24 protein-coding genes and 2 pseudogenes are annotated in these 19,890 nt (G+C 35.6%); 22 read left to right on the top strand and 4 right to left on the bottom strand.

What is annotated here, in order from left to right; genetic code table 11:
* The first annotated feature begins 155 nt into the window (after positions 1 to 155).
* The 9 genes and pseudogenes from ACTJJQ_RS03065 to ACTJJQ_RS03025 all read left to right on the top strand — a co-directional run.
* Positions 156 to 512: a hypothetical protein gene (locus ACTJJQ_RS03065; RefSeq protein ID WP_045035220.1), complete on the top strand. Its 357-nt coding sequence runs from the start codon at positions 156 to 158 to the stop codon at positions 510 to 512.
* Between the two features lie 2 nt (positions 513 to 514).
* The gene (locus ACTJJQ_RS03060) at positions 515 to 694 is read left to right on the top strand and encodes a hypothetical protein (protein ID WP_045035219.1); all 180 of its coding nucleotides are present in this window, start codon (positions 515 to 517) and stop codon (positions 692 to 694) included.
* 1,070 nt (positions 695 to 1,764) lie between these two features.
* Positions 1,765 to 2,265, top strand: a complete 501-nt coding sequence (locus ACTJJQ_RS03055; protein WP_045035218.1) for a hypothetical protein — start codon at positions 1,765 to 1,767, stop codon at positions 2,263 to 2,265.
* Positions 2,266 to 2,424: 159 nt separating this feature from the next.
* The gene (locus tag ACTJJQ_RS03050; protein ID WP_045035217.1) at positions 2,425 to 3,519 is read left to right on the top strand and encodes an AlbA family DNA-binding domain-containing protein; all 1,095 of its coding nucleotides are present in this window, start codon (positions 2,425 to 2,427) and stop codon (positions 3,517 to 3,519) included.
* A gap of 201 nt (positions 3,520 to 3,720) precedes the next feature.
* Positions 3,721 to 3,981, top strand: a complete 261-nt coding sequence (locus ACTJJQ_RS03045) for a hypothetical protein (protein ID WP_045035216.1) — start codon at positions 3,721 to 3,723, stop codon at positions 3,979 to 3,981.
* 644 nt (positions 3,982 to 4,625) lie between these two features.
* Positions 4,626 to 4,781: a hypothetical protein gene (locus ACTJJQ_RS03040; RefSeq protein ID WP_440599944.1), complete on the top strand. Its 156-nt coding sequence runs from the start codon at positions 4,626 to 4,628 to the stop codon at positions 4,779 to 4,781.
* 52 nt (positions 4,782 to 4,833) lie between these two features.
* Positions 4,834 to 5,184, top strand: a complete 351-nt coding sequence (locus ACTJJQ_RS03035) for a S8 family serine peptidase (RefSeq protein ID WP_440599943.1) — start codon at positions 4,834 to 4,836, stop codon at positions 5,182 to 5,184.
* 199 nt (positions 5,185 to 5,383) lie between these two features.
* Positions 5,384 to 6,046 (top strand): DUF3986 family protein, encoded by a 663-nt coding sequence (locus ACTJJQ_RS03030; protein ID WP_440599942.1) that lies wholly within the window; start codon positions 5,384 to 5,386, stop codon positions 6,044 to 6,046.
* A gap of 373 nt (positions 6,047 to 6,419) precedes the next feature.
* A pseudogene (locus tag ACTJJQ_RS03025) lies at positions 6,420 to 6,848 on the top strand (T7SS effector LXG polymorphic toxin); the annotation flags it as partial.
* Positions 6,849 to 7,009: 161 nt separating this feature from the next.
* Here the strand turns inward: ACTJJQ_RS03025 and ACTJJQ_RS03020 are convergent.
* Together ACTJJQ_RS03020 and ACTJJQ_RS03015 are read right to left on the bottom strand one after the other, a co-directional pair.
* Positions 7,010 to 7,270, bottom strand: a complete 261-nt coding sequence (locus ACTJJQ_RS03020) for a YesK family protein (RefSeq protein WP_144740195.1) — start codon at positions 7,268 to 7,270, stop codon at positions 7,010 to 7,012.
* Positions 7,271 to 7,303: 33 nt separating this feature from the next.
* Positions 7,304 to 7,723, bottom strand: coding sequence for a stress protein (locus ACTJJQ_RS03015; protein ID WP_144740192.1), 420 nt, complete (start codon positions 7,721 to 7,723; stop codon positions 7,304 to 7,306).
* Between the two features lie 191 nt (positions 7,724 to 7,914).
* On the opposite strand from ACTJJQ_RS03015, the gene ACTJJQ_RS03010 reads away from it, so the two are divergent.
* From ACTJJQ_RS03010 to ACTJJQ_RS02975, 8 genes are all read left to right on the top strand, one after another.
* Positions 7,915 to 8,754 (top strand): SMI1/KNR4 family protein, encoded by an 840-nt coding sequence (locus ACTJJQ_RS03010; RefSeq protein ID WP_440599941.1) that lies wholly within the window; start codon positions 7,915 to 7,917, stop codon positions 8,752 to 8,754.
* 511 nt (positions 8,755 to 9,265) lie between these two features.
* On the top strand, positions 9,266 to 10,357 hold the full coding sequence (locus tag ACTJJQ_RS03005) for a Rap family tetratricopeptide repeat protein (protein WP_046343587.1): 1,092 nt from the start codon (positions 9,266 to 9,268) through the stop codon (positions 10,355 to 10,357).
* Positions 10,358 to 10,359: 2 nt separating this feature from the next.
* Complete coding sequence (locus ACTJJQ_RS03000; RefSeq protein ID WP_274517989.1) at positions 10,360 to 10,494, top strand: hypothetical protein; 135 nt, start codon at positions 10,360 to 10,362, stop codon at positions 10,492 to 10,494.
* A 533-nt stretch (positions 10,495 to 11,027) separates the two neighbouring features.
* A complete protein-coding gene (locus ACTJJQ_RS02995; RefSeq protein WP_017357918.1) occupies positions 11,028 to 11,216 on the top strand; it encodes a hypothetical protein in 189 nt (62 codons plus the stop codon).
* Between the two features lie 104 nt (positions 11,217 to 11,320).
* Positions 11,321 to 11,656, top strand: a complete 336-nt coding sequence (locus ACTJJQ_RS02990) for a hypothetical protein (protein ID WP_008343962.1) — start codon at positions 11,321 to 11,323, stop codon at positions 11,654 to 11,656.
* A gap of 561 nt (positions 11,657 to 12,217) precedes the next feature.
* Positions 12,218 to 13,096: a hypothetical protein gene (locus ACTJJQ_RS02985; RefSeq protein ID WP_008343961.1), complete on the top strand. Its 879-nt coding sequence runs from the start codon at positions 12,218 to 12,220 to the stop codon at positions 13,094 to 13,096.
* Positions 13,097 to 13,279: 183 nt separating this feature from the next.
* Positions 13,280 to 15,205: a T7SS effector LXG polymorphic toxin gene (locus tag ACTJJQ_RS02980; RefSeq protein ID WP_008343960.1), complete on the top strand. Its 1,926-nt coding sequence runs from the start codon at positions 13,280 to 13,282 to the stop codon at positions 15,203 to 15,205.
* A 5-nt stretch (positions 15,206 to 15,210) separates the two neighbouring features.
* Positions 15,211 to 15,693, top strand: a complete 483-nt coding sequence (locus ACTJJQ_RS02975; protein WP_008343959.1) for an immunity protein YezG family protein — start codon at positions 15,211 to 15,213, stop codon at positions 15,691 to 15,693.
* Positions 15,694 to 15,762: 69 nt separating this feature from the next.
* On the opposite strand, the gene ACTJJQ_RS02970 is transcribed toward ACTJJQ_RS02975, so the two are convergent.
* Positions 15,763 to 16,224 (bottom strand): macro domain-containing protein, encoded by a 462-nt coding sequence (locus ACTJJQ_RS02970; protein ID WP_008343958.1) that lies wholly within the window; start codon positions 16,222 to 16,224, stop codon positions 15,763 to 15,765.
* A gap of 186 nt (positions 16,225 to 16,410) precedes the next feature.
* On the opposite strand from ACTJJQ_RS02970, the gene ACTJJQ_RS02965 reads away from it, so the two are divergent.
* Both ACTJJQ_RS02965 and ACTJJQ_RS02960 read left to right on the top strand, forming a co-directional pair.
* Positions 16,411 to 16,953, top strand: a complete 543-nt coding sequence (locus ACTJJQ_RS02965; RefSeq protein ID WP_046526678.1) for a GNAT family N-acetyltransferase — start codon at positions 16,411 to 16,413, stop codon at positions 16,951 to 16,953.
* A gap of 140 nt (positions 16,954 to 17,093) precedes the next feature.
* A complete protein-coding gene (locus ACTJJQ_RS02960) occupies positions 17,094 to 17,675 on the top strand; it encodes an undecaprenyl-diphosphatase (RefSeq protein WP_007499393.1) in 582 nt (193 codons plus the stop codon).
* A 57-nt stretch (positions 17,676 to 17,732) separates the two neighbouring features.
* On the opposite strand, the gene ACTJJQ_RS02955 is transcribed toward ACTJJQ_RS02960, so the two are convergent.
* A complete protein-coding gene (locus ACTJJQ_RS02955; protein ID WP_017357912.1) occupies positions 17,733 to 18,104 on the bottom strand; it encodes an iron chaperone in 372 nt (123 codons plus the stop codon).
* 384 nt (positions 18,105 to 18,488) lie between these two features.
* On the opposite strand from ACTJJQ_RS02955, the gene ACTJJQ_RS02950 reads away from it, so the two are divergent.
* From ACTJJQ_RS02950 to ACTJJQ_RS02940, 3 genes and pseudogenes are all read left to right on the top strand, one after another.
* Positions 18,489 to 19,142: a CotZ-related putative spore coat protein gene (locus ACTJJQ_RS02950; protein ID WP_008343953.1), complete on the top strand. Its 654-nt coding sequence runs from the start codon at positions 18,489 to 18,491 to the stop codon at positions 19,140 to 19,142.
* Positions 19,143 to 19,216: 74 nt separating this feature from the next.
* A complete protein-coding gene (locus ACTJJQ_RS02945; RefSeq protein ID WP_008343952.1) occupies positions 19,217 to 19,561 on the top strand; it encodes a DUF3992 domain-containing protein in 345 nt (114 codons plus the stop codon).
* 44 nt (positions 19,562 to 19,605) lie between these two features.
* Positions 19,606 to 19,890, top strand: a pseudogene (locus ACTJJQ_RS02940) (hypothetical protein); the annotation flags it as partial.

Genomic DNA, 19,890 nt, shown 5'->3' with positions numbered 1-19,890 from the left:
TTATAATCAACTATTTAGATTGTAACATATAATGTTTAATTATCTAAAAAATAAATTTCAAAAAAGTATTGATTAATGTTTATGTGTGTTTTATTATATGTTTAGTAAATTAAACAAAAACAAAAAGTAAATAAACATTATGTTAGGATGATTAAATGAATCGTATTACAATCGTTCAAACGGAATTCAACACACAAGAAATAAACAATCTTTACTCAGCAATCATAGTGAAAGAAGGTTGTGCAGTTGGGGAGTGTGATGGCCAGATTGTTCTAGCTGAAATCACTCAACGAACTGACGGTAACTATGATGAGGGAGCGATCTGGTATATAGGAAGAAACGTTCCATATGCAGACTTAGAAACGTTTGCTGAGGTCGTTTCTCATCTATTGAAACAAATCACGCTTTGGGAAGTCTTAACCGATTTGAGGATATTAGAACCGAAGAATCAAGAAACAGAATTTGATTGTATAATCCTTGATCCAAACAAACCAATTAAAAAGGGGAAATGAACATGTTAAACAATGTTAATCCAAACTGGAAACTATCTGTAGGTCAAAGAGTACAAACGTTATACGGACTAGGCACGATTGAAGAAGTACATAGCAATGATCAATATGGAGTCGCTGATGATGAGTACAACATGCTTGATATTTATGGTCGTGATGAGTTAGCTGTAGTGGGATTAAATTAATGGGGAAGCTGTTTAGAAGGTTCATAGATGAGTTACTGTTTTTAACAATCATGAGCATAACAGGACTATTCCTACTGCTCATGATCGTCATTTCTAGCTGATTAGAAAAGTGTTGGCGCACAATCTAATCTGATGGGTTGGTACACTCCCATGATACCAGCCCATTCTAACTTATTTTTAATCTATATTCAATATTTCGCATTATGACCTCATTTAAACATAGGTCGTGCATTTCTTGAGGTAAGTAGAGTTTACCTCATCTAACTAAATAGAATCAGTCTATACTCCTGGATCAAGGTGTTGTCTTTAGTGATGCCAAATTTAAGGGTAAGGCTGTCGTGGAATGCGCTAACACACGTTAAACTTGAAAGGGTAGTGACTCAGCCGATGCGATAAATGAGGATAGGATACCACTATGCTTCCCTATTTGCACATGTATCTGAAAGGCGAAAGCTGCCATTAAGTGCTGTACGAAGGATGGGTGTATCGTTTCTGACGATGCAGGATAAGCCATAAGTAAAAGAGTCCAGATATGGGCTTTCTGAAACTGTTAGGGACACTTGAGACAGTAGGCTTGTTTGGGGAATAACCAACGGCAAATAGGGTGACACATACGGATACCATAAGCTTGATATACTATCAAGTTAGTCAGTCGCCTGTCTGAGTTTGTTTATTTTTTTACAAGCAAATTCAGGCAGACAACTTGTTCAGCCGTTGTCCATTGCTTTCAACCTATCAAGCCAAAAAGCAAACGACAAGTTAAGACTAATAGTGCAGGAAAATCACTGACGTCACGTGATTTGGAATTAAAGGGAGTAGTCCTAACTGACACCCTATCTGTATAACACTATGACGGTCATCAGACTCTTATTTAGGGATAAGTAAAGGAAAATAAAAGAAAAAATTGGTGAGTAAAAACCAGCTGTGTGATAAAATAGTCCTTATTACAAGCGGTGTAGTTTTATTTGAACGCCAAAGCCAAAAGGGGATGCGTAGTTGATTTTTACATATTGTGCTGTGCTTATCAATTTAAATATTTTAAGAATAGGGTATACAGGAGATGACTATGAATGAGTTGGGACTATACTACGTCTAAAGAAGGACCATGTGAATGTGGGCGGGGATTTAAGTATTGTATCTTTGGTACAAATGATTGGTTACAGACAAGTATAAGCTACCATGATGATTGTGATTATTGTAATCCTAAAATTGTTCTTAGCGAAAAAATACGAGAGCAAATAGATTCGTATAAACATAGGGCTTCGGCTTCGTGGAATCAGGGTGTGGAAATAGGCAGAGAAATGGATAAAGAATACGAACAAGCAAGGATTGTATCGGGTGAACGGAAATTTAAAACTCGGGAAGCAAGTATGAAGCAGAGAGGTAGGTTATTAACCAATCCTCTAGTCAACAAAAAACTAGTTGCTTTACATGAAAAACTGATTGAACTGGAAAAAGAGTCATCCATGTACAGCAATAAAGCTAATAAATTGGAACAGGAGTATACGAACAAAGCAATAGAGAAAGCAAGGGATGAAATAGTGAAATGGGAAGCTCAAAATAAAGAATAGACAGAAGGATCCCACCAAAGATATCTATTACACTTTAATTGAAATTTATGACATGCCACTAAGAAATGAAATTATAGCTTCATTGGAAAATAAAGAAATAGATGTTATTAAAATTTTTGAATAAAATTATTCTTTTATATGAAAGAGAGAGTTGAGACTATGCCACGAGTTTTAGAAGAAGAAATTAAAAGTTTGATTAAACTTGGCTATGAAGGAGAGTATTGGGATTATAAAGAAAAATGGCATAAAGACAATGATAAACTAGTACATGATGTTCTTTGTTTTGCTAATACTTCTCATGACAAAGATTGCTTTATTATTGTTGGAGTTTCAGACTCTGGTGAGATAAAAGGTTTGGAAAAAGATGAAATGAAAAAGCAAGCGGATTTAATTGATTTATTAAGTTCACTAAAATTTGCTGGTGAAACCCCAAAACTTAACCTGTTTTCTTTTATTGTCGATGGGAAGCATATTGATGTATTGGTTATTAAAAATTCATTGGCTGTCCCTTATTTTTTAAATAGTCGTTATAAAGGGATTAACCAAGGGTTGATTTATAGCAGAGAGGGAGATAGAAATACACCGATAGTTGAAAATTCATCCTTAGAGATAATTGAATCATTGTGGAAGAAAAGATTTAGTATAGATAAAACAGGCATAGAAAGATTTAATATTCTCTTAGATAGCCCATCAGAATGGGAAGAAACTGACACGGGTTTCTATAACCTTTTTAATCCTGAATACACACTTGAATATGGAGAATTGCGAGACGGTAAACCAGCTTTTTATTCATACACCATGGATAATGAAAGCACGGTTTATCAAGATATTAATTTAAAATTTAACGGAACAGTATTAAAAACCTTTGATACTGCGATATTAGATGGAGGACGTTATACAGCAGTAACACCTGAAAGAGATGTGATAAATTTTAATTATAAAGAAAGATATCTTTTTAGATATTATACGAAAGATAGTTTATTGTATAAATTAAATAAATTTCTTTATGATGAAAATAATGATGAAGAGAGAATAGCCAAGAGTAATTTATTTGAAGTTGTATTACTATTTGAATCAAGAGAAGAAAAGGATGCTTTTATGGTGTACATTAAAGAAAATCAAGAAATTTTTGATGCGAAATTTTCTAAAACGCCTACATCTACATCCTATTTCAATTCAAATGATGAAGGTATGCGGAAGCTTCTAATTACTGGTAAGGTGCTAAAAGAGTTGCAAAGAAGCTTTATTAAATAAGATAAAAAAATTAAATAAAAGAAGTACTTGAAGGTGATCAAGTTTAATTGGCAGTCAGGGAGATGTTACCCTGTCTGCTTGTTTTAATTAAACACTAATGAAGTTTGTTAAAAACAAAGGGTGGAGCATGGTGCTAGCACCTTATTCGTCGTTCTGTAATTTTTAAATTGACGTAAATAAAAAAATGAAAGTAGGAATTAAATGTTAAACATCAAAAATGATGAAGGAGAAGTTAGAAAACTTTACATAGATGAATTGGAGAAACACTTAAATAAGCTCGACAATGAAAAACTGTTTTGGAATACTAAGGAGCTAGAATATCAGACAAGTATGTGTATGAACACTATGCAAAAAGAATTTTTCTTTGATGAAGATTTCCCAAAAAGAAAGATAGGGAACAAGTGGTATTATCCTGTAGCCCAAACTAAAGAATTCTTATTAAAATGGATTAATAATCAGTAAATCAATGGGGCTAATTTCAATATGATTTTGACCACCAAATTGACCACCATTTGACCACCGATGGATAATTTAAGATGAGTTAAGATGAGGGTTCTATCTGTCAAAACGTTGATTTAATAGGGTTAAGAAGCTATAATTACATATATTAAGCAATAAATTATGTTCCGCACCCAAGTACACCCATGGGAACGCGATCAGTATATGTCTCAGTATTAATAAAGAAAACCCCTTGGAGCCATTGGCTTCAGGGGGTTTTTGTGAGTGTTTCTTATATTTTAAAATGAAGCAGGCACCACCCACCATTCACCCACAAAAAAGTGATAAAAAACCACTCCATTATCTTGGAGATATACTCTTCATAATTATTCATTGAATCTGTGTCTATTTTTTCTAGTATGAGGTCCAAGCCAACGAAGCTGTACCTATGCACAAAGATGAGAAGCAGCTACTAATGATTAGATTGCCCTCAAAGTGTGCAAGACGATTCTGACGAGAATGATTAAAAAGAAGAGGAAGACGGGGCTGCCTAAGATGGCACGCAAACGATCAAAACGGTGGTTCCTACTTTATCGCTTAGGGGATGGACATCGTGTTCATCTCTATGAACTGCTTAGTCGGATCAGGAAAAGGTGGAGGATTATCAGATGAAAAACAAATTCTTAGAAGGAGACTGGATTAAAGCATCTAAGAAAGGAAAAAGAGAACAACTTAATAAAGCAGGTTATGTACTTAAAGTAGCCGAGGATGATATTTTAGTAAGGTTCCTTAGTGGTAATACCTTGGTTGTTCCAAAGTCTTAGGCTGAAAATTTGGATGAGGCACTTATTGTTGTAATATCATCGGTTGGGAATTATGGGTTACAAGAAAAGAGTGATATACTCTACCCTGCTAAATTTGAAGGTGTTTTTTGCTGTAGGAGCATTAAATATGAACGGTGATATATGGAAAGGGACAACTGTAGGTAATGGATTAAATGTGTTACTTCCGGGGCATTATATAAAAAGTTATTCAAAAGATGGTTCTTTTTTATATAGTAGTGGTACTTCAATGGCGGCTGCCTACATGGCAGGTCTTGCTGCTCTCTTTTTTGAAGAATATTCTTCTTATAATAAATCCACAATCTCTAAAAAATCATGGGAAAAAATCAAAAATTCAGATAAAATAAATGGGTATTCAGTTATGGATACAGTTAAATTTTTTTGAGAAACTAGGGTTTATATGAAGAATAAGCTTATTTTAGTAGTACTGTCTTTTATTCTATGTTTTCCGCGGTGACTCCAGCATATTCTTAGAGCGTAACTTCACTGAATAGTGAACTTGTGGTTAGTGATCAATTGATTGAACAAAATACGAGGATACCAGTATAGATGTTTCAAACTTTAATAAAGAATTTGACTTTCTTTTGAATGATCCAGTATTTATTGAAATAGAAGAAACTTTAGCGTTACAGAGTCAGAATGCTGAATTGAAAGAAGACAGTGTAACTGGTCAATGGATACCGGTGGTGGCTGCTGCTTTAAGATTATTAATTTCTCAAGTTGGAAAAAAGGGAATGCAAAAAGGATGGAAAGTAGCTAGACCATATGTGCAGAAAGCATTAAAGGCGCCTCAAAATCGTATTATTGATGGCCCTGGATCAGGAGGGCGCATTATACAGGTACGTAGCAATAAAACCACTATTCAGACTAGATTATGCACCTATAAAACATGGAAGACCTGCTGTTCTGCATTATCATGTTCCACCAAATCTAAAAGATCATCATGTTATTTTCTAAAGGGGAGATCAACGTTGCTTAACTTAGACGATACAATGCATTTGCATGTAGGCTATTATGAAAATGATTTAGATTATGAAGGAGTGTTTTTAAAAAGTTTAGATTCAGGGAAATGGTTATTGTTTTTTTATCAAGAAAGCTATGGTATAAAACTTGAACAAAAATATGAAAAATATGATGATTTTGTTTTGTTGGTTGGAGAGTATAATATTGATGATGAAGATATTGAGGATAAAGGTGATGCATTGTTCGAACAATTTCTAAAAGAAAATGGTTTAATAAAAGCATAGCGTTTTTGTGTGATACGTTACAATAAATAAAATGATATAGAAGAAGATATCTTTATCTGTTTAAAGACTGTTATGTAGACTTTAAAACTTTTCTAGAAGTATATTGATTCTGAAGGCGATGCGTTTTGGGAATAATAGAACCAAAGTGTCCATGTTTATGGGCACTTTTTTTATTTTCATTGCCGAGAAAAAGCGAACATGAATATTTTGTCCAGAAAGAAGAACCTGCGGACGCTGATCATTGGGCGCTTTAAGTGCCACACAATGGGTGTCCACTTTTATGTTGTGTTTTTTGTATCTTTACTCCTATTTAATGACAGCCATCACGTTGGTAAAATTGACCTTGTTAATGGATAGGAGGGAGTGACTTCTTCTGGGGAAGATACTTGATGCTAAAGCACTAATCAGTGCCATGGACGCAAGGGCGAAACATTATCAGGAACTCCGCGAACAAATGATTGATTTAAAAAAGGCACTACAAGGCGTGGCAAACCTCGGTGATGATTTCACTGGAAAAGGTGCGGTTAACATTAAAAGCTTTTATAAAGAACTGGCGGGTAATGTGGACATGTTTATCAGCTTTATTGATAAGCAAAAAGCGTTCCATGAAGGTGTTTCTGGTACGCTTGATGATACGAGCTATGGCGGGGACACCTTCGTAGAAGAACACTTTTTAGACAACGCTGTACATATGGGCATCAAAAACGCCAAAAGCATTGTGAAGGATCAAAAAAATGCTCTTAAAACGATTTTTGAAGATATCGATGACCTCATTCCACTGGAGGTATTCGATAGCAAAACCAAGCCTTATTCCGCAGCGTAAGGAAGGTGGGAAGAGGGTAACACTTAAGCATTTCCTCCAATTATTGAAAGGGTCGAAGCACTTTTAAAAGCATGTCCGTTATCTTTGAGTACCCTGAAGATTAAAAAGTACGCAACTTCTGAATGGGAAGTTGCTCTATGTTATTTACTCCTAAAATAACTCAAGATGGCATTTATAATTAAGGTGATCACAGATGCAATCAGTAAAGATATACTGATTGCACCCAGTCCTAAACCTTCCCACTTTCCTACGAAAAAACTGATTAATAATAAGATCATACTGATGAAGATGAGAATTGATGGTATTCCATACTGTAAAGGTGCATTCTTTCTTTTAAAGATCAAAGAAACACTCAGTATAACAATCGTAAGAATAACTGTTAGCAGCCAAAATGATGACATTTATTGACCTTCCTTCTTTTAAAATATATGAAATTATTTTATTTCCTCATCCATTACTTTCTTATACTTTTCAAATTTAGAATCTTTCATTTCTCCGTTCATTTGTAATAGAAAATTCCCTTTTGAATAGGTGTGAGAGAAGAACATAGATCCAGCATTGCCTAACTCATCATAATAGGATTTCGCCTGCTGTAAATCAGTTTCATTTCCAAATTTAAAAATCCTTCCGCCAGCATTTTCACCTAAGGAAGGAACGAGAATTCTTTTTCCTTCTTCTCTTATATTTCCAAACTCTTTTTGTTTAAGATCAGATGGTTTTTCTGCTTCAAGGCCAGCACTTTTAAAAGCTTCAATAATATTGGCTGTCGTGAGCTGTTTTTCATTTGATGCTGCGCTACTGCAAGCTGTTAGCATCATTAAACAAATAAAAATGAATATAGATAATTTCTTCATATTGGATCCTCCTGATTTTTAGGTGCAAAGGAAATTTTACATGAAGTACCTTCTTTTTACTATCGTTTCGACAAAAATAGACAACGTGAATGACTAAGTAACTAAGGTTCTTCTTTTATTTTGCCTAAATTGTTAAATATACTCAGCAAGATGGTATACTTATGTGCATATTTTACTAGGAGGCATTCATCTTGAAATCATTTTGGGAAATAGACGAGGAAGGTTACTATACGTTAAAAAAGATCAACGAAGCAGAAATAGCTAAAGCTGAAAAGAAACTTGGTGTCACTTTGCCAGATACATATAAAAAGCTCATATTAGAGCAGAATGGTGGTAATACCATTCATAATGCTTTTCCAACCACTCACTCTAATTCATGGGCTGAGGATCATATTCAATTTAATCACCTGCTGGGAATTGCTGAAGATGAAGGAATTATGGATAGTGCCTATTTAATAAAAGAGTGGGAGCTGCCAGAAGGGCTTGTTTTGATTTTTGGGGATGGTCACACTTGGGTAACGATGGATTATCGAAAAACGAAAGAGAATCCTGCAATTCATTATTTTGATGTTGAGATGGAAGAAGACTTTAAATTAGCAGATTCCTTTGATGAATTCATTGAAAGGCTTTATACAGCTGAGTATACTGTTGATGAGGAAGCAGCAGCGGCTGAATATGAACTTTCTGAAGATCATTTAAGTAAAGAAGAACTCGAAGCTATATTTGAATTGGACGTGCTTGATGAAGGTAATCTGTATAAAATTCAATATTACCCGATGGTTGATTTGAACGAAATTGAATGGTTTTTTAAAAAGATGCAATTTCACATTGAAAATACAAAAGATGAAGATGATCTTTATGAAGTAGCTTCTACGATTAACAACGCTCTCTTATTGAATCCAAATATGCCAATCAACGATAAAATTAATGAGATTTTACAGCAAATAGCTAAATTTCTAGAAAAAAATGATGAACCACTATTAGTGAATCTCGGAGAACATATTGCGATGAAAACAAGTTTCCTTTATTAAGCTTTGATCTGGTATAGGCTGTCCATACTGGTGGAAGCTCATTTTAGGGAAAAATGCAAAAGAGAGCATTCTGTCTAGAGTTGCTCTCTATATTACATCTGTTTTTATTAATCAGTAATTCAGTGCTTAAAAATCCAATAAATCAAGGTTGATGATCCACGAAGACATATAAAGACAATATAGTACACTTGTGGGAACGCGATCAGTATATGCCTCAATATCACTTCTAAGCAATTCTTCATGTTTTGAAGAGGAAACGCTTCTTCTATGTAATAAACTTACGCTAGAAAACATTTGTTACTTCTTGTGTTACAGTATACCTATGTTTAACTATTCACTGCCATGTCATTCCTATTTTAATGCGTTCTACACAAAACATACCTTTTATGAATAAACATTATTGTATTTTGCGGGATACCGAAAACTTTTAAAATAAGTACCTTGTCTTTACATATGTTGTAAATGTCATGTTAAAATTATACAAAGGAAATGATAGCAAGGGGGTAATGGAATGTCGAATTTGATTGCTTCTGTAGATGTAGCAAACACTCTCAACAAATGGTATTTACATATTAAAAAGAGGGAAGTTTCACAAGCAGTAGAGTTGAGGGATGAGATTCAAGATATGTTAGACGAAATGGAAGAAAATCAAGATGTTTTACTCTATTTCAATATTCTTGATTACAGGTTTAAGGTACTGATGGAAGATTTAGTGGGGCAACCAACCATAACAGAAAGTGAAAGAGTCAAAACAGATGACATGCTAAGGTTTTACTTTTATCTTTTTAAAGGTATGTATGAGAGTGCAAAGAATAACTATTCAGAAGCTCTAGTCCTATTCAGAGTAGCTGAGAGACAACTGGACAAGGTACATGATGAAATTGAAAAGGCTGAGTTCCATTATAAAATTGGTACACTCTACTATTTCAATAAGGTCACGCTCCTTTCTCACCATCATCTACAAACAGCAAAGGACATCTACAAGGGTCATGAAGGCTACAGCATACAGACCATAAACTGTAATATGTTGTTGGCACTGAATTTGATTGATGATGGTAGACTAGACAAAGCTGAAAAAATGCTTTTGGATTGTGTTGAGAAACTGATTGAAAAGAATGATAAGAGATTGTTAGCGTTAGCTTATTATGATCTAGGATTTCTAAAAATTCAGGATGACCACCATATAGAAGCAATTGAATATTTCAACAAAGCAATTTCCGCAGATGATTTAAAACAGTCAGCTCCCGTTTCATACTTACAATGTGCTTATGAATTTGCAAGATCAAGCTATAAATCAAATCAGTTGGATCAGGCAATAAGTTGGGTTGCTGAGGGGAAAGCCTTTTCTAAAGAACAGCAGAACACAAACTTTATTTTAAAATTCAATATCCTTGAGAAATGTTATACAACACCACAGGAAAGCTCTGAGGATATTAAGAAAGAACTAGGACTTTTGGAAGAAAGAAAAGCATATGTTGATATAGAGGCTTTAGCTCCTGATGTTGCCTCCATTTATAAGAAGTTAAATCTTTATGAAGAAAGTAACTATTTCTTGGAATTGGCTTTAAAATCTTGTACGCTTATAGGAAAGGAGGTCATATGATCATGAAAAAAGTAATGATGATGATTACTACTGCTTTGCTATTAGGTACAATTCTAGGAATGCCTGCTGTACAACAAACTCAGGCAGATGCGAAAAATGAGATAGTGTTACTTTCCTCAAGAGGTGCAGGATCATAAAAGGGATAGGGTTTTAATTCATCACTGCGAAGTATAATTGTTTAAAAAATGATAAAGTGGATTAAAGTGTCAGGCTCCTTATGGTATAAAAAAATATGCCATAAAGGAGTCTTTTTTATATTAGATGCTCCATTTGCTTTGATGGCAGCGTATAGAGATACTAAAAAACAAATGAATTTATTAAGCTTTTTGAAGAGGAAACTTTTAATGTCAGTTAGAGGAACTCTAGGTATTACCCAAATTCACTGTATATATTTATGCGAGAGCTGTATAAAGCATGGATTCTGAAAAGCTGAAAAAATGTATGAAGAATTTCAAGATGTTTTTATGAAGAAAGAGAAGAAAACAATTTGAGGTAAAAACAAATATAGTACATACTTTCAATTTCTTTCAATTTTGTTACTTAAATCCTAAATATGGAACTGACTGTAGAATGTTGAAACTGATTGTTTTATAATTTCACGGTAACATAACTTTCTCTGGATTGTAATTAAAAGTATAAAACGTAAGTGAAAGTATATCGGAGGATTTGGATGATAAAAAAAGAAGTTTTTCAAATAATTTTGTTTACAGTCCTTTTAGCAATTTTTCTTTATCAAGGTGTACAAAGAGATTTTCCTTTTGAATATCTGATTACCTTAGTTGTGTGCTATGTTGCTGTAATAGTTTATAGAATTATAAAAGTAATGAAATATAAAAAGGAGCAAAGTACAGTTAAGTAGTTTGAGCTATTTTTGTTTGCGGTATCCGCAATCACTATTGGGATCAGACGTTTGAGGTCATGGCTCTTTGGCATGTTGACATTTAACTTCGGAGGTGCTTTTATATGTCTATTCAAGTGAACGATGATGATGTTTTAGAGATGTGTAATATATATGCTCAAGAAACTCATCACAGAGAAGCATTGATTTTAGGAAACAGGAAGGGTCTATTGGAATTAAAAAATGCGATAGATCAGGCTTTAAAAACTGGTAGTGCTGTTGCAAATTTATACCCATCTGATTTTGAAGGGTATGAAACTTGTATTGCTCTAGTGGATGATGAAAAGCAGTTTGAGAAATTAATTACTCCTTATGTAGAGGAATATACACAAGATGATGATGCGATTGATCCAATTGATATTATTAAAGACTACGATTCCAAAAAAGAAAAACTCTTATAATAGGGTTTTTCTTTTTTTAGTGGAGTATAGTTTCACCTTTTTTAGCTTTGTGTTTACTTGGAGTAAGGGATGGAGAAAGTTATGTAGGTGTGAAAATAAATAAATGGTAAACAGAATATTACAGGGTGGCATTACAACCCCAAGTGATTTGAGATGCAAAAAATTAATAAGTGTCTTAATGATTGCTATCATAATTTGATGAAGTTGTGATGGAGTTTGAACGTGAAAGTAATCTATGTGAGTACTGCCTACCGAAGTGTAGACTATAAGAGCAACTTTGCTAAATCATTTTTGAAAGGTCTTAAAAAATATGATATCGTTGAGAAAAAATTGTTGGGGGGATGTAAATGAAACGCACATTATATATGTTGTTAGGAGCCATCATTTTAACTTATTTTACTTTGATTTTACCTTTTTCAAAAATATACAACAGTGGACTGTTTGAAGTATTGTCTTTTTGGTTAATTCTAATCTTTGTATTTTCTTATAATAATAAAAACCATACTTGAGATATTTACGATTTTTTCTTTATATGGTAGTGTGTGGGCGGAGGTGTTTGGGATGAAAATCAGGTTCATACTCATTTTACTAGCTTTCGTATTCTCATTGACAATGTTTGGGGGTATTTCAAGTGCAAAAAGTAAGGAAACTAAAGATAATACAAGCCAAGAACATTCAGTCAAACTTGAAGTTGTCAAGTCTACTACATATTATAATTCACTAGATGGAGAACGAATTGAATATAATTCTGAGAATGAAAAGCGGATTGCAAAAACAAAATTAGAGGACATAAAGAAGTATAAAAAGCTCACAGGAAAAAGTATTTCATACGAAGATGTAGGGTTGAAAGATAATGGTGATTTAGGAGAATCTGATAAAATACATACCTTATCATCTTTACCGCCAACCGATCCGGCAACAAATAGCAAACTGCTTATTTCTCAACAAGTTTTTTATAAAGGTACATCTGGAACTAATTATAAATATCAATATCATTCTTATGCCGAATGGTTTAAAAAGCCTGTTAACCATAAAAAAGATGCGTTTGCAGTAGCTTGGGATACATCTGCAGTCCCTTTATCAGGTACTTTTGAGGGGTATTGGCAGCAACAAAAGGCCGTTGCTGATGGTAAAGGTGGCCTCACACATGTAACAGAAGATAAACAACTATCAGCTGATACAGACTCATACAAAAATTATGGTCATGGAGTTATTCTTTCACCTGGCTATGGAGATACTCAATTTATAACAATGGATAGAGATGTACTTGTTCCAAAGTCTAAAAAAGGAGATCCTGCAAATATTATCACAAAATATCATCACACTTATGCAACAATAAATGGTATTTCCATTAGTGTTGGCCCAGCTTCAATAAGTTTTAGTGATAGTTGGGGAGATGATTTAGTTACAGAATATAGCTTTGTATATGGAGATAGATAAGAGAAGAGGGAAGCCCTTCTCTTTATTAGGATTCCTTATTAATTCCTATTGATAACAGCATCTCATTCAATGAGTATGTTCAAATTCTTCAAAATTGGTTAAAAAACGATAAAGTGGATTAAAGTGTCAGGCTCCTTATGGTATTCTAGTAAAAGAATATGCCATAAAAGGAGTCTTTTTTATATGAAAATATTAGATGCTCCATCTTTACTATCAGCTGTAGAACAGAGATCAAAGGCCTATCATGAGCTTCAAGAAGAAATGAAACTTGTGAAAAAAGCATTAAAAAGTGTGTCGGGCTTAGGTGATGAATTTACTGGAAAAGGTGCAGACAATATCAAATCTTTTTATGAGGATCTTGCGCTGTACACAGACACATATCTTGATTTTATCGATATGCAGAAAGCTTTTTTAGATGGGGTGAAAGGAAAGCTTGATGATGAATCATTAGGCGGGAGTACTTTTATTGATGAGCACTTTTTAGACACTCAATTGAAACAAGGGATTCAGAACAATAAAGATATGGTCAAAGAACAAAAAGAGGCACTTTCCACTATTTTTGATGATATTAGTGATTTAATTGAATTACATACTTTTTCAAGTAAAGAGGTCAATGAACATTTAGACGATGCGAACAAAAAAAGAAAAGAGACCATTGAAGTTTTACATCAAATAGACAATGATTTAAAAACGGAATACGCAAAGTCAGAAGCGGTTGAGAACCACCTCAACACTTTTTATGCAAAGATGATGGCTGCTACTGGAAAAGGAAAGAATGCGCAGCCAATGTATTATGATGCAAAAGCATTTCATGAGACAGACGTGTACAAGAACCATGATCAAATTGATGCTCAAGTAAAAGCCTATTTAAAGGTGAAAAACGAAGAAAAAGAAAAACGAAGAATCAAAGAATTGAAAGAAAAGCTCAATGATCCTTCGTGTCTATCAGAAGCGAAATACTTTGAGATTGTAGACGAGATCGGATATGAGAATCTCACATATGATCAAAAAATGTATTACAGCCAGCTTCTCCAAATCAAAGCTCAGGAAGAGGCCTCGGAGGTATTTATTGATAGTGTCAAAGGTGCTGCAGTTGGTCTATATGATGTGGCAAAAGATACAGTAGTTGGCATCTACGATCTTGTGACAGATCCTGGAGGTGCCGTTGAATCTGTCGTAACGGCTGTTTCTCATCCAATTGAAACGTCGAAAGCGATTGGAAAATCTATTTCTGATTCATTCCAAAAAGAGGTCATTGAAGGTGATGCCTACTCGAGATCACACTGGTTCGCCTATGCGACTGGTTCTCTAGCAGAAATTGTCTTTGGGTCTAAAGGGGCAGGAGCCATCACAAAAACAGGGACAACAGCGGCCAAAACAACAGTGAAGAAAGGCCTTGAACAAGGAGCAAAATCATTAGATAGAGTCTCTATTCCTGGTCTATTGCCATATTCACCAAAGTTTCAAATGGCTGGTGGACCGAAGCTCCCGTACAATGTATTTGATGGAGAAAATCTCAAAAATAAACTCCTCTCCATGGCAAAGCGTCTAGACAACAACTCAGGATACGGTACCTCTCAGACAGGCAGAAGATTACCAGCACCTAAATCACCACCGACCGTTGTCAGTTACGGAGAGCACTATGTGCGATGGAAACGCAAAAAGGTATTAAAACCGAATGTCGTTTATTCAACAAAGCAAGGTTACACCTACACAACAGATCACTATGGCCGCATTGTCAAAGTCGAAGCAAGTGATTTAAAATATGGAGAGATGAAAAGAAACCAATATGCTCAATCCAATTCAGGAAAGCCGGATCGATTACTGGATGATGATGGAGGGCATTTAATTGCATCTATTTTTAAAGGGTCTGGGGATATTGATAACCTACTTCCGATGAATTCCCAGATTAATCGTAGTGGCGGGAAATGGTATAACATGGAGCAGGAATGGTTGGCTGCACTCAAAGAGATTCCACCTAAACATGTAGAGGTAAGTATTGAGCCTATTTATCAAGGTGATTTGCTAAGACCTGATAGTTTTTTTGTGGAATATAAAGTAGGAAAAAGTTATGTTCAAGAATTTATCAAGAATCAACCTGGAGGTTAAAGATAATGGAATCAATAGAACACTATTATAAAAAGATAGCAGAATCAATTAATGAATTAATACCATATGATTGGGATAAAGTTTGGATGTATGCAGAAATCCTTGATGATTCGGCTGGAATTACATTTTGTTTCAACGAGACTAATAGTGAAGAGTATGTTTATGGACATGAAATTCCACTTAAATATAATGTAAGTAAGTCAACATACATTCATTTATTATACGAACTAAGTAAAACTTTTGAAGAATTGAAAAAAGCATATATACAAAATGATTTAGGTGCTTGGACAACAGCTACCCTACAATTAGATAAAACAGGGAAATTCTCGATTGATTATGGCTATGAAGATATTTTATCTATAGGGCTTTATGGTATCCAGAGAAGAGCCGTATGGGAGTATAAAACGTTCGGGTTTTTACCAGAAGACGAGAAAGATAAAGAAGCTGTGCTAAATTATTTGAAAAATAAAGAAGAAAATAGCAAATAGCAAATGACCCTCCAAATGAATGAAGGAGGGTTTTTGTAATATTTGTTTCATAAGAATTTCCCATTTTACCTATTTAAACCGATAAACCGTCACTTCACACTCACCAAGGACCTCTTCTATCATCTCTCGAACAACCGTCCAATCGCCACCTGCCAAGCCGCAGCCGATCCCATAAGGAATGGCGATAGAATGAAGGAGGTTCTCTTCATTTGGATTTGTCACTGTCTGTTTTAGATGTTCAAAGCAGCTGCGTAATGCGTCGTCATCTGTTTGTTTTGTTTTTCTTCCGTATCCAACTTGAGCGAATAAGTTGGCAATGGTTTTTCCGTCGTTTGTTGTGATGAGCTGGACGGAGCTTAATAAGTCATCTCCTTGTTCTGCACATAAACGTTTATAGTCTTTATACACATTTGGGTATTTGCTTTTGATTTGCTTTGCTAATCCTGCTCCCATGACACCCTTACAATTCACTTGGTGACAGATGATATCTTCTTCTGCGTCTAAAATATTGCCTTCTATCGTTTTGATCATTTCAAGTCATCCCTTTTCAATAAAATGCAAACTTATGTTCTATTATATCAGTTTTGGTGACATTATTTCATTACAAAAAGCGCTTGGAGTTTAAAAAATGGATACGTCCATGCGATCAAATGATCAAAAACAGTCCATGACATCTAAAATTATGAAAGATAAAGAAGAAATAGTAAGGAGAGCCTTATGGATAAAATAGAAACAAAACGGTTAATTCTTAGACCATTTCGCGATGAAGATGCACCTGGAATGCTTGCATACTTATCTCATCCAAGAGTAAATTGTTTTCTGGATGATCAAATCTCTACATTAGAAGAAGCGGTCGCTAAGGTGCAAAAAAGAAAAGCAGATCACTCTTATATGGCGATTTGTTTAAAAGAAAGTCAGTTGATTATCGGTGAACTGTTTCATTTAAAAGATAAGCCTGACACGTATTCAATTGGCTGGAATTTTCATGCGTTATATGAAGGGAAGGGATATGCCCGTGAAAGTGCAGAAGCTCTCTTGTCATATCTATTTGTCAATCAAGGAGCAAGGCGCTTATATGCATATGTAGAAGATGACAATGATCGATCTCAAACATTATGTGAGCGTTTAGGCATGAGGAAAGAAGGCCTCTTTCTTGAGTTTGTTTCATTTACTACAAATGAGGATGGCACCCCTAAATATGACAACACCTATCAATATGCTTTGCTGAAAAAAGAATGGGAGCAGTTTCATTCTAAATAGTGCTTTGTTTCTTTGTATCCGGATGACAACGAAGTGACAAAAATGTGAGATGATCCCTTTATTTTGTTCGCTCGATCGATGTCACGGGCTTCTTTTTTCATTTATCCTTTTCCTAAACGAAGCAAAAGGAATGAAATGAGATGCAGGAGTTTAATGAACGGGTATTTCGGTCGATTAATCAACTTAGTATGAATCACGATGTCTTAAATCCAGTTCTTATTGGATTGGCTGAATATTCAGTGATGTTCATTGCGATCATGTTTTTGATCATGTGGTTTCAAAATCGGAGCAGAAGAAACAGATGGATGATGATATCTGCTGGGTTGACCTTTATTTTGGCAGAGATGCTAGGGAAAATCGCTGGGCTCTTTTATTCCAATCAGCAGCCCTTTGCAGAATTGAATCATGTTAATCTTTTAATCGAAAAGGAAGTGAACAACTCTTTTCCGAGTGATCACACCATTTTTATTTTTTCCATTTGTATGGTCTTTTGGCTTTTCCACAAGCGTCGTATTTATTGGCTTTTCATTGCCTGCGCTGTAGGATTTTCAAGGATTTGGGTAGGTGTTCATTATCCATTTGATGTGTTGGCTGGTGCTATGATCGCCTGTTTAACGGCGGTAACCGTTGTTTATCTGCCGCTATTCCAAAAGGGCGTCAGCCTGCTTCTGTCGTGCTATGAATGGGTGGAGCAGAAATGGACAGGAGAGAGAACCAAATAATATGTAAGTCCATGAAAAAACACCCCAATCTGTTATGAAATCAGATCGGGGTGTTTATTACTTTCGCCAAAATGTAGTACAATCTGCTTTGTCTTCAATGTTAAATTCGATGATTTTTTTAAGTAGAGGATAGTCAATCGGTAAGCTTTCCTTCATCCGAAACATCTTTTTTCCATGGTCATAACCAGCTTGTACAATATCTGCTGAAAAGTGATCAATCCCTTTTCCTTCTGGTGCGACAGAAATGTGGTGTTTTGCGACGCTAAATCCGATAATAAATGTGCCATGATCTGTGAACATGGGCTGATTCCAAGCAATTCTTGGCTCTAATTGAGGGAATGTGTCTGAAATCCATTGTAAGATGTCTTGCATGCGCTGTTTCAGCTCTGGATGACCGATATTGCTTACATATTCTTCAAAAACCTGCATTGTTTTCATCCTCCATATTCATCAAGCCTCAGACGGGATTCGAACCCGCACTCCTTTCGTAAGCATAGGCTAGGGGGCAACACGCTTCCCTACGGAATTTCACCGACAGGAGTTTCACCTGTCTCAGCTCATTTGCTTTTCGGTGCTTCTGAAACCCTTGCCTTGCGACCCGCTAGCTACAATTGTTTTACGGCGCTCTTCCCTTCTAGAGCTACTGAGGCACGGAAGTTCTTGTTCATATTATATAGAGAAACTTGAAAAATGAAAAGCTATGCTCATCATCTAATCCAATCGCACAAAATAGTCAAAGGCACATATGATAAAAGACCATATAGTTATGTATACAGCATGGAATTGGGCTGATTGAAAGTGACAAACCTGTTGATGAGTAAACTAAAAGAGATAAACAATCAAACAAAATTAGAAGGCTTTACTCACAAACGTTCGATGAGTTCTCCCTTTTTGCTCACCATGGAAGATGGGGAACCTTTTTACTCATGGGTGTTTTTTGAAAGAAGTGTGTTTAAGACTTGCTATTTTTCTTTGAGCTCTATCAATGAAAAGCAGAATTGCGTGCTGTTGGAACTTCTTGTACCGTGCTGCAATAGATCAACATGCTGTCAAAAAGTTTTGTATCGATCCAGTTCGAAAATTCTTGTAGATCTTTCTTTTTTATGTGGAATGATTGAAGTAGAGCTTCCTGTATATGATGCGCTTATTTTAAAGAATATAGAATCTCACCACATCTTTCTTTGTTTTTCCACATCGCCCAGTTCGGTGGAAGTATGGCGGAATGAAACGAAATTTCTCAATACGGCAACTGTTGTGTTGCATCATCAAGATCATCAGGATGTACCAGTCGCTATTAGGATTCAAACTGGTACATTTTGTTATGATCTTCTTGTCCAAAAAGGAGAAAGTCGTGCGATTACTGTGAAAGATGTGAAATTTATCTTAAAATCTCCATCAACTGAAAGTGTGCAAGCACGATTAGACATGCAAATCAACATGGTGAAAAAAAGAAAAATAAAGCTTTGAAGCTGTGATAATCGCACAATCTTCAAAGGTCAATGGATCATAGTCTATCAAGACTAGGTTGAAGGAGGGTTAAAATGGCTATTTTAGGCGGATGTAGTAATGAACAAGCGGGCTTTGTAAATGATGCAGTATGCTTCACACTTGATTTAGCAGCAGCAGCTGATGCAGTTGTCGTCTGGACAGATGGAACACCTTATGTCATAAACGGAACCATCATGGTGGAAAACAATGGGATTGTGGCTGTAGCACCTACTGTGGCTTTAGAGGTAAACGGTACAGCAGTTCCTGATTTCACGGTACCGCCAGGAGAGAGTCGATCCATTACGCTCAGTGATCTGAACTCGATTGGGATTTTAGCTACTGGTGGAACCTCGACTGGAAGTATTGTCGTTTCGTTTTCTCTCAATTATCAGTATTAGTGTGTATGTCTTGAAAATTCCACAGTTTGAAAGTAGTGTGAGACATGTGCGCCCAACTTAATATGTGTGGAGGAATAACTGGTCCGACTGGAGCCACGGGTTCAACCGGAGTAACTGGCCCAACGGGAGCCACAGGTTCAACAGGAGTAACCGGTCCAACGGGAGCCACGGGTTCAACAGGAATAACTGGTCCAACGGGAGCCACGGGTTCAACCGGAGTAACTGGCCCAACGGGAGCCACGGGTTCAACAGGAATAACTGGTCCAACGGGAGCCACGGGTTCAACCGGAATAACTGGTCCAACCGGAGCTACGGGTTCAACCGGAGTA

This window comes from Bacillus sp. 22483 (assembly GCF_052044605.1).
In the GTDB taxonomy this organism is placed as follows: Bacteria; Bacillota; Bacilli; order Bacillales; family Bacillaceae; genus Bacillus; species Bacillus altitudinis.
This window is presented reverse-complemented; position numbering and strand designations above follow the sequence as displayed.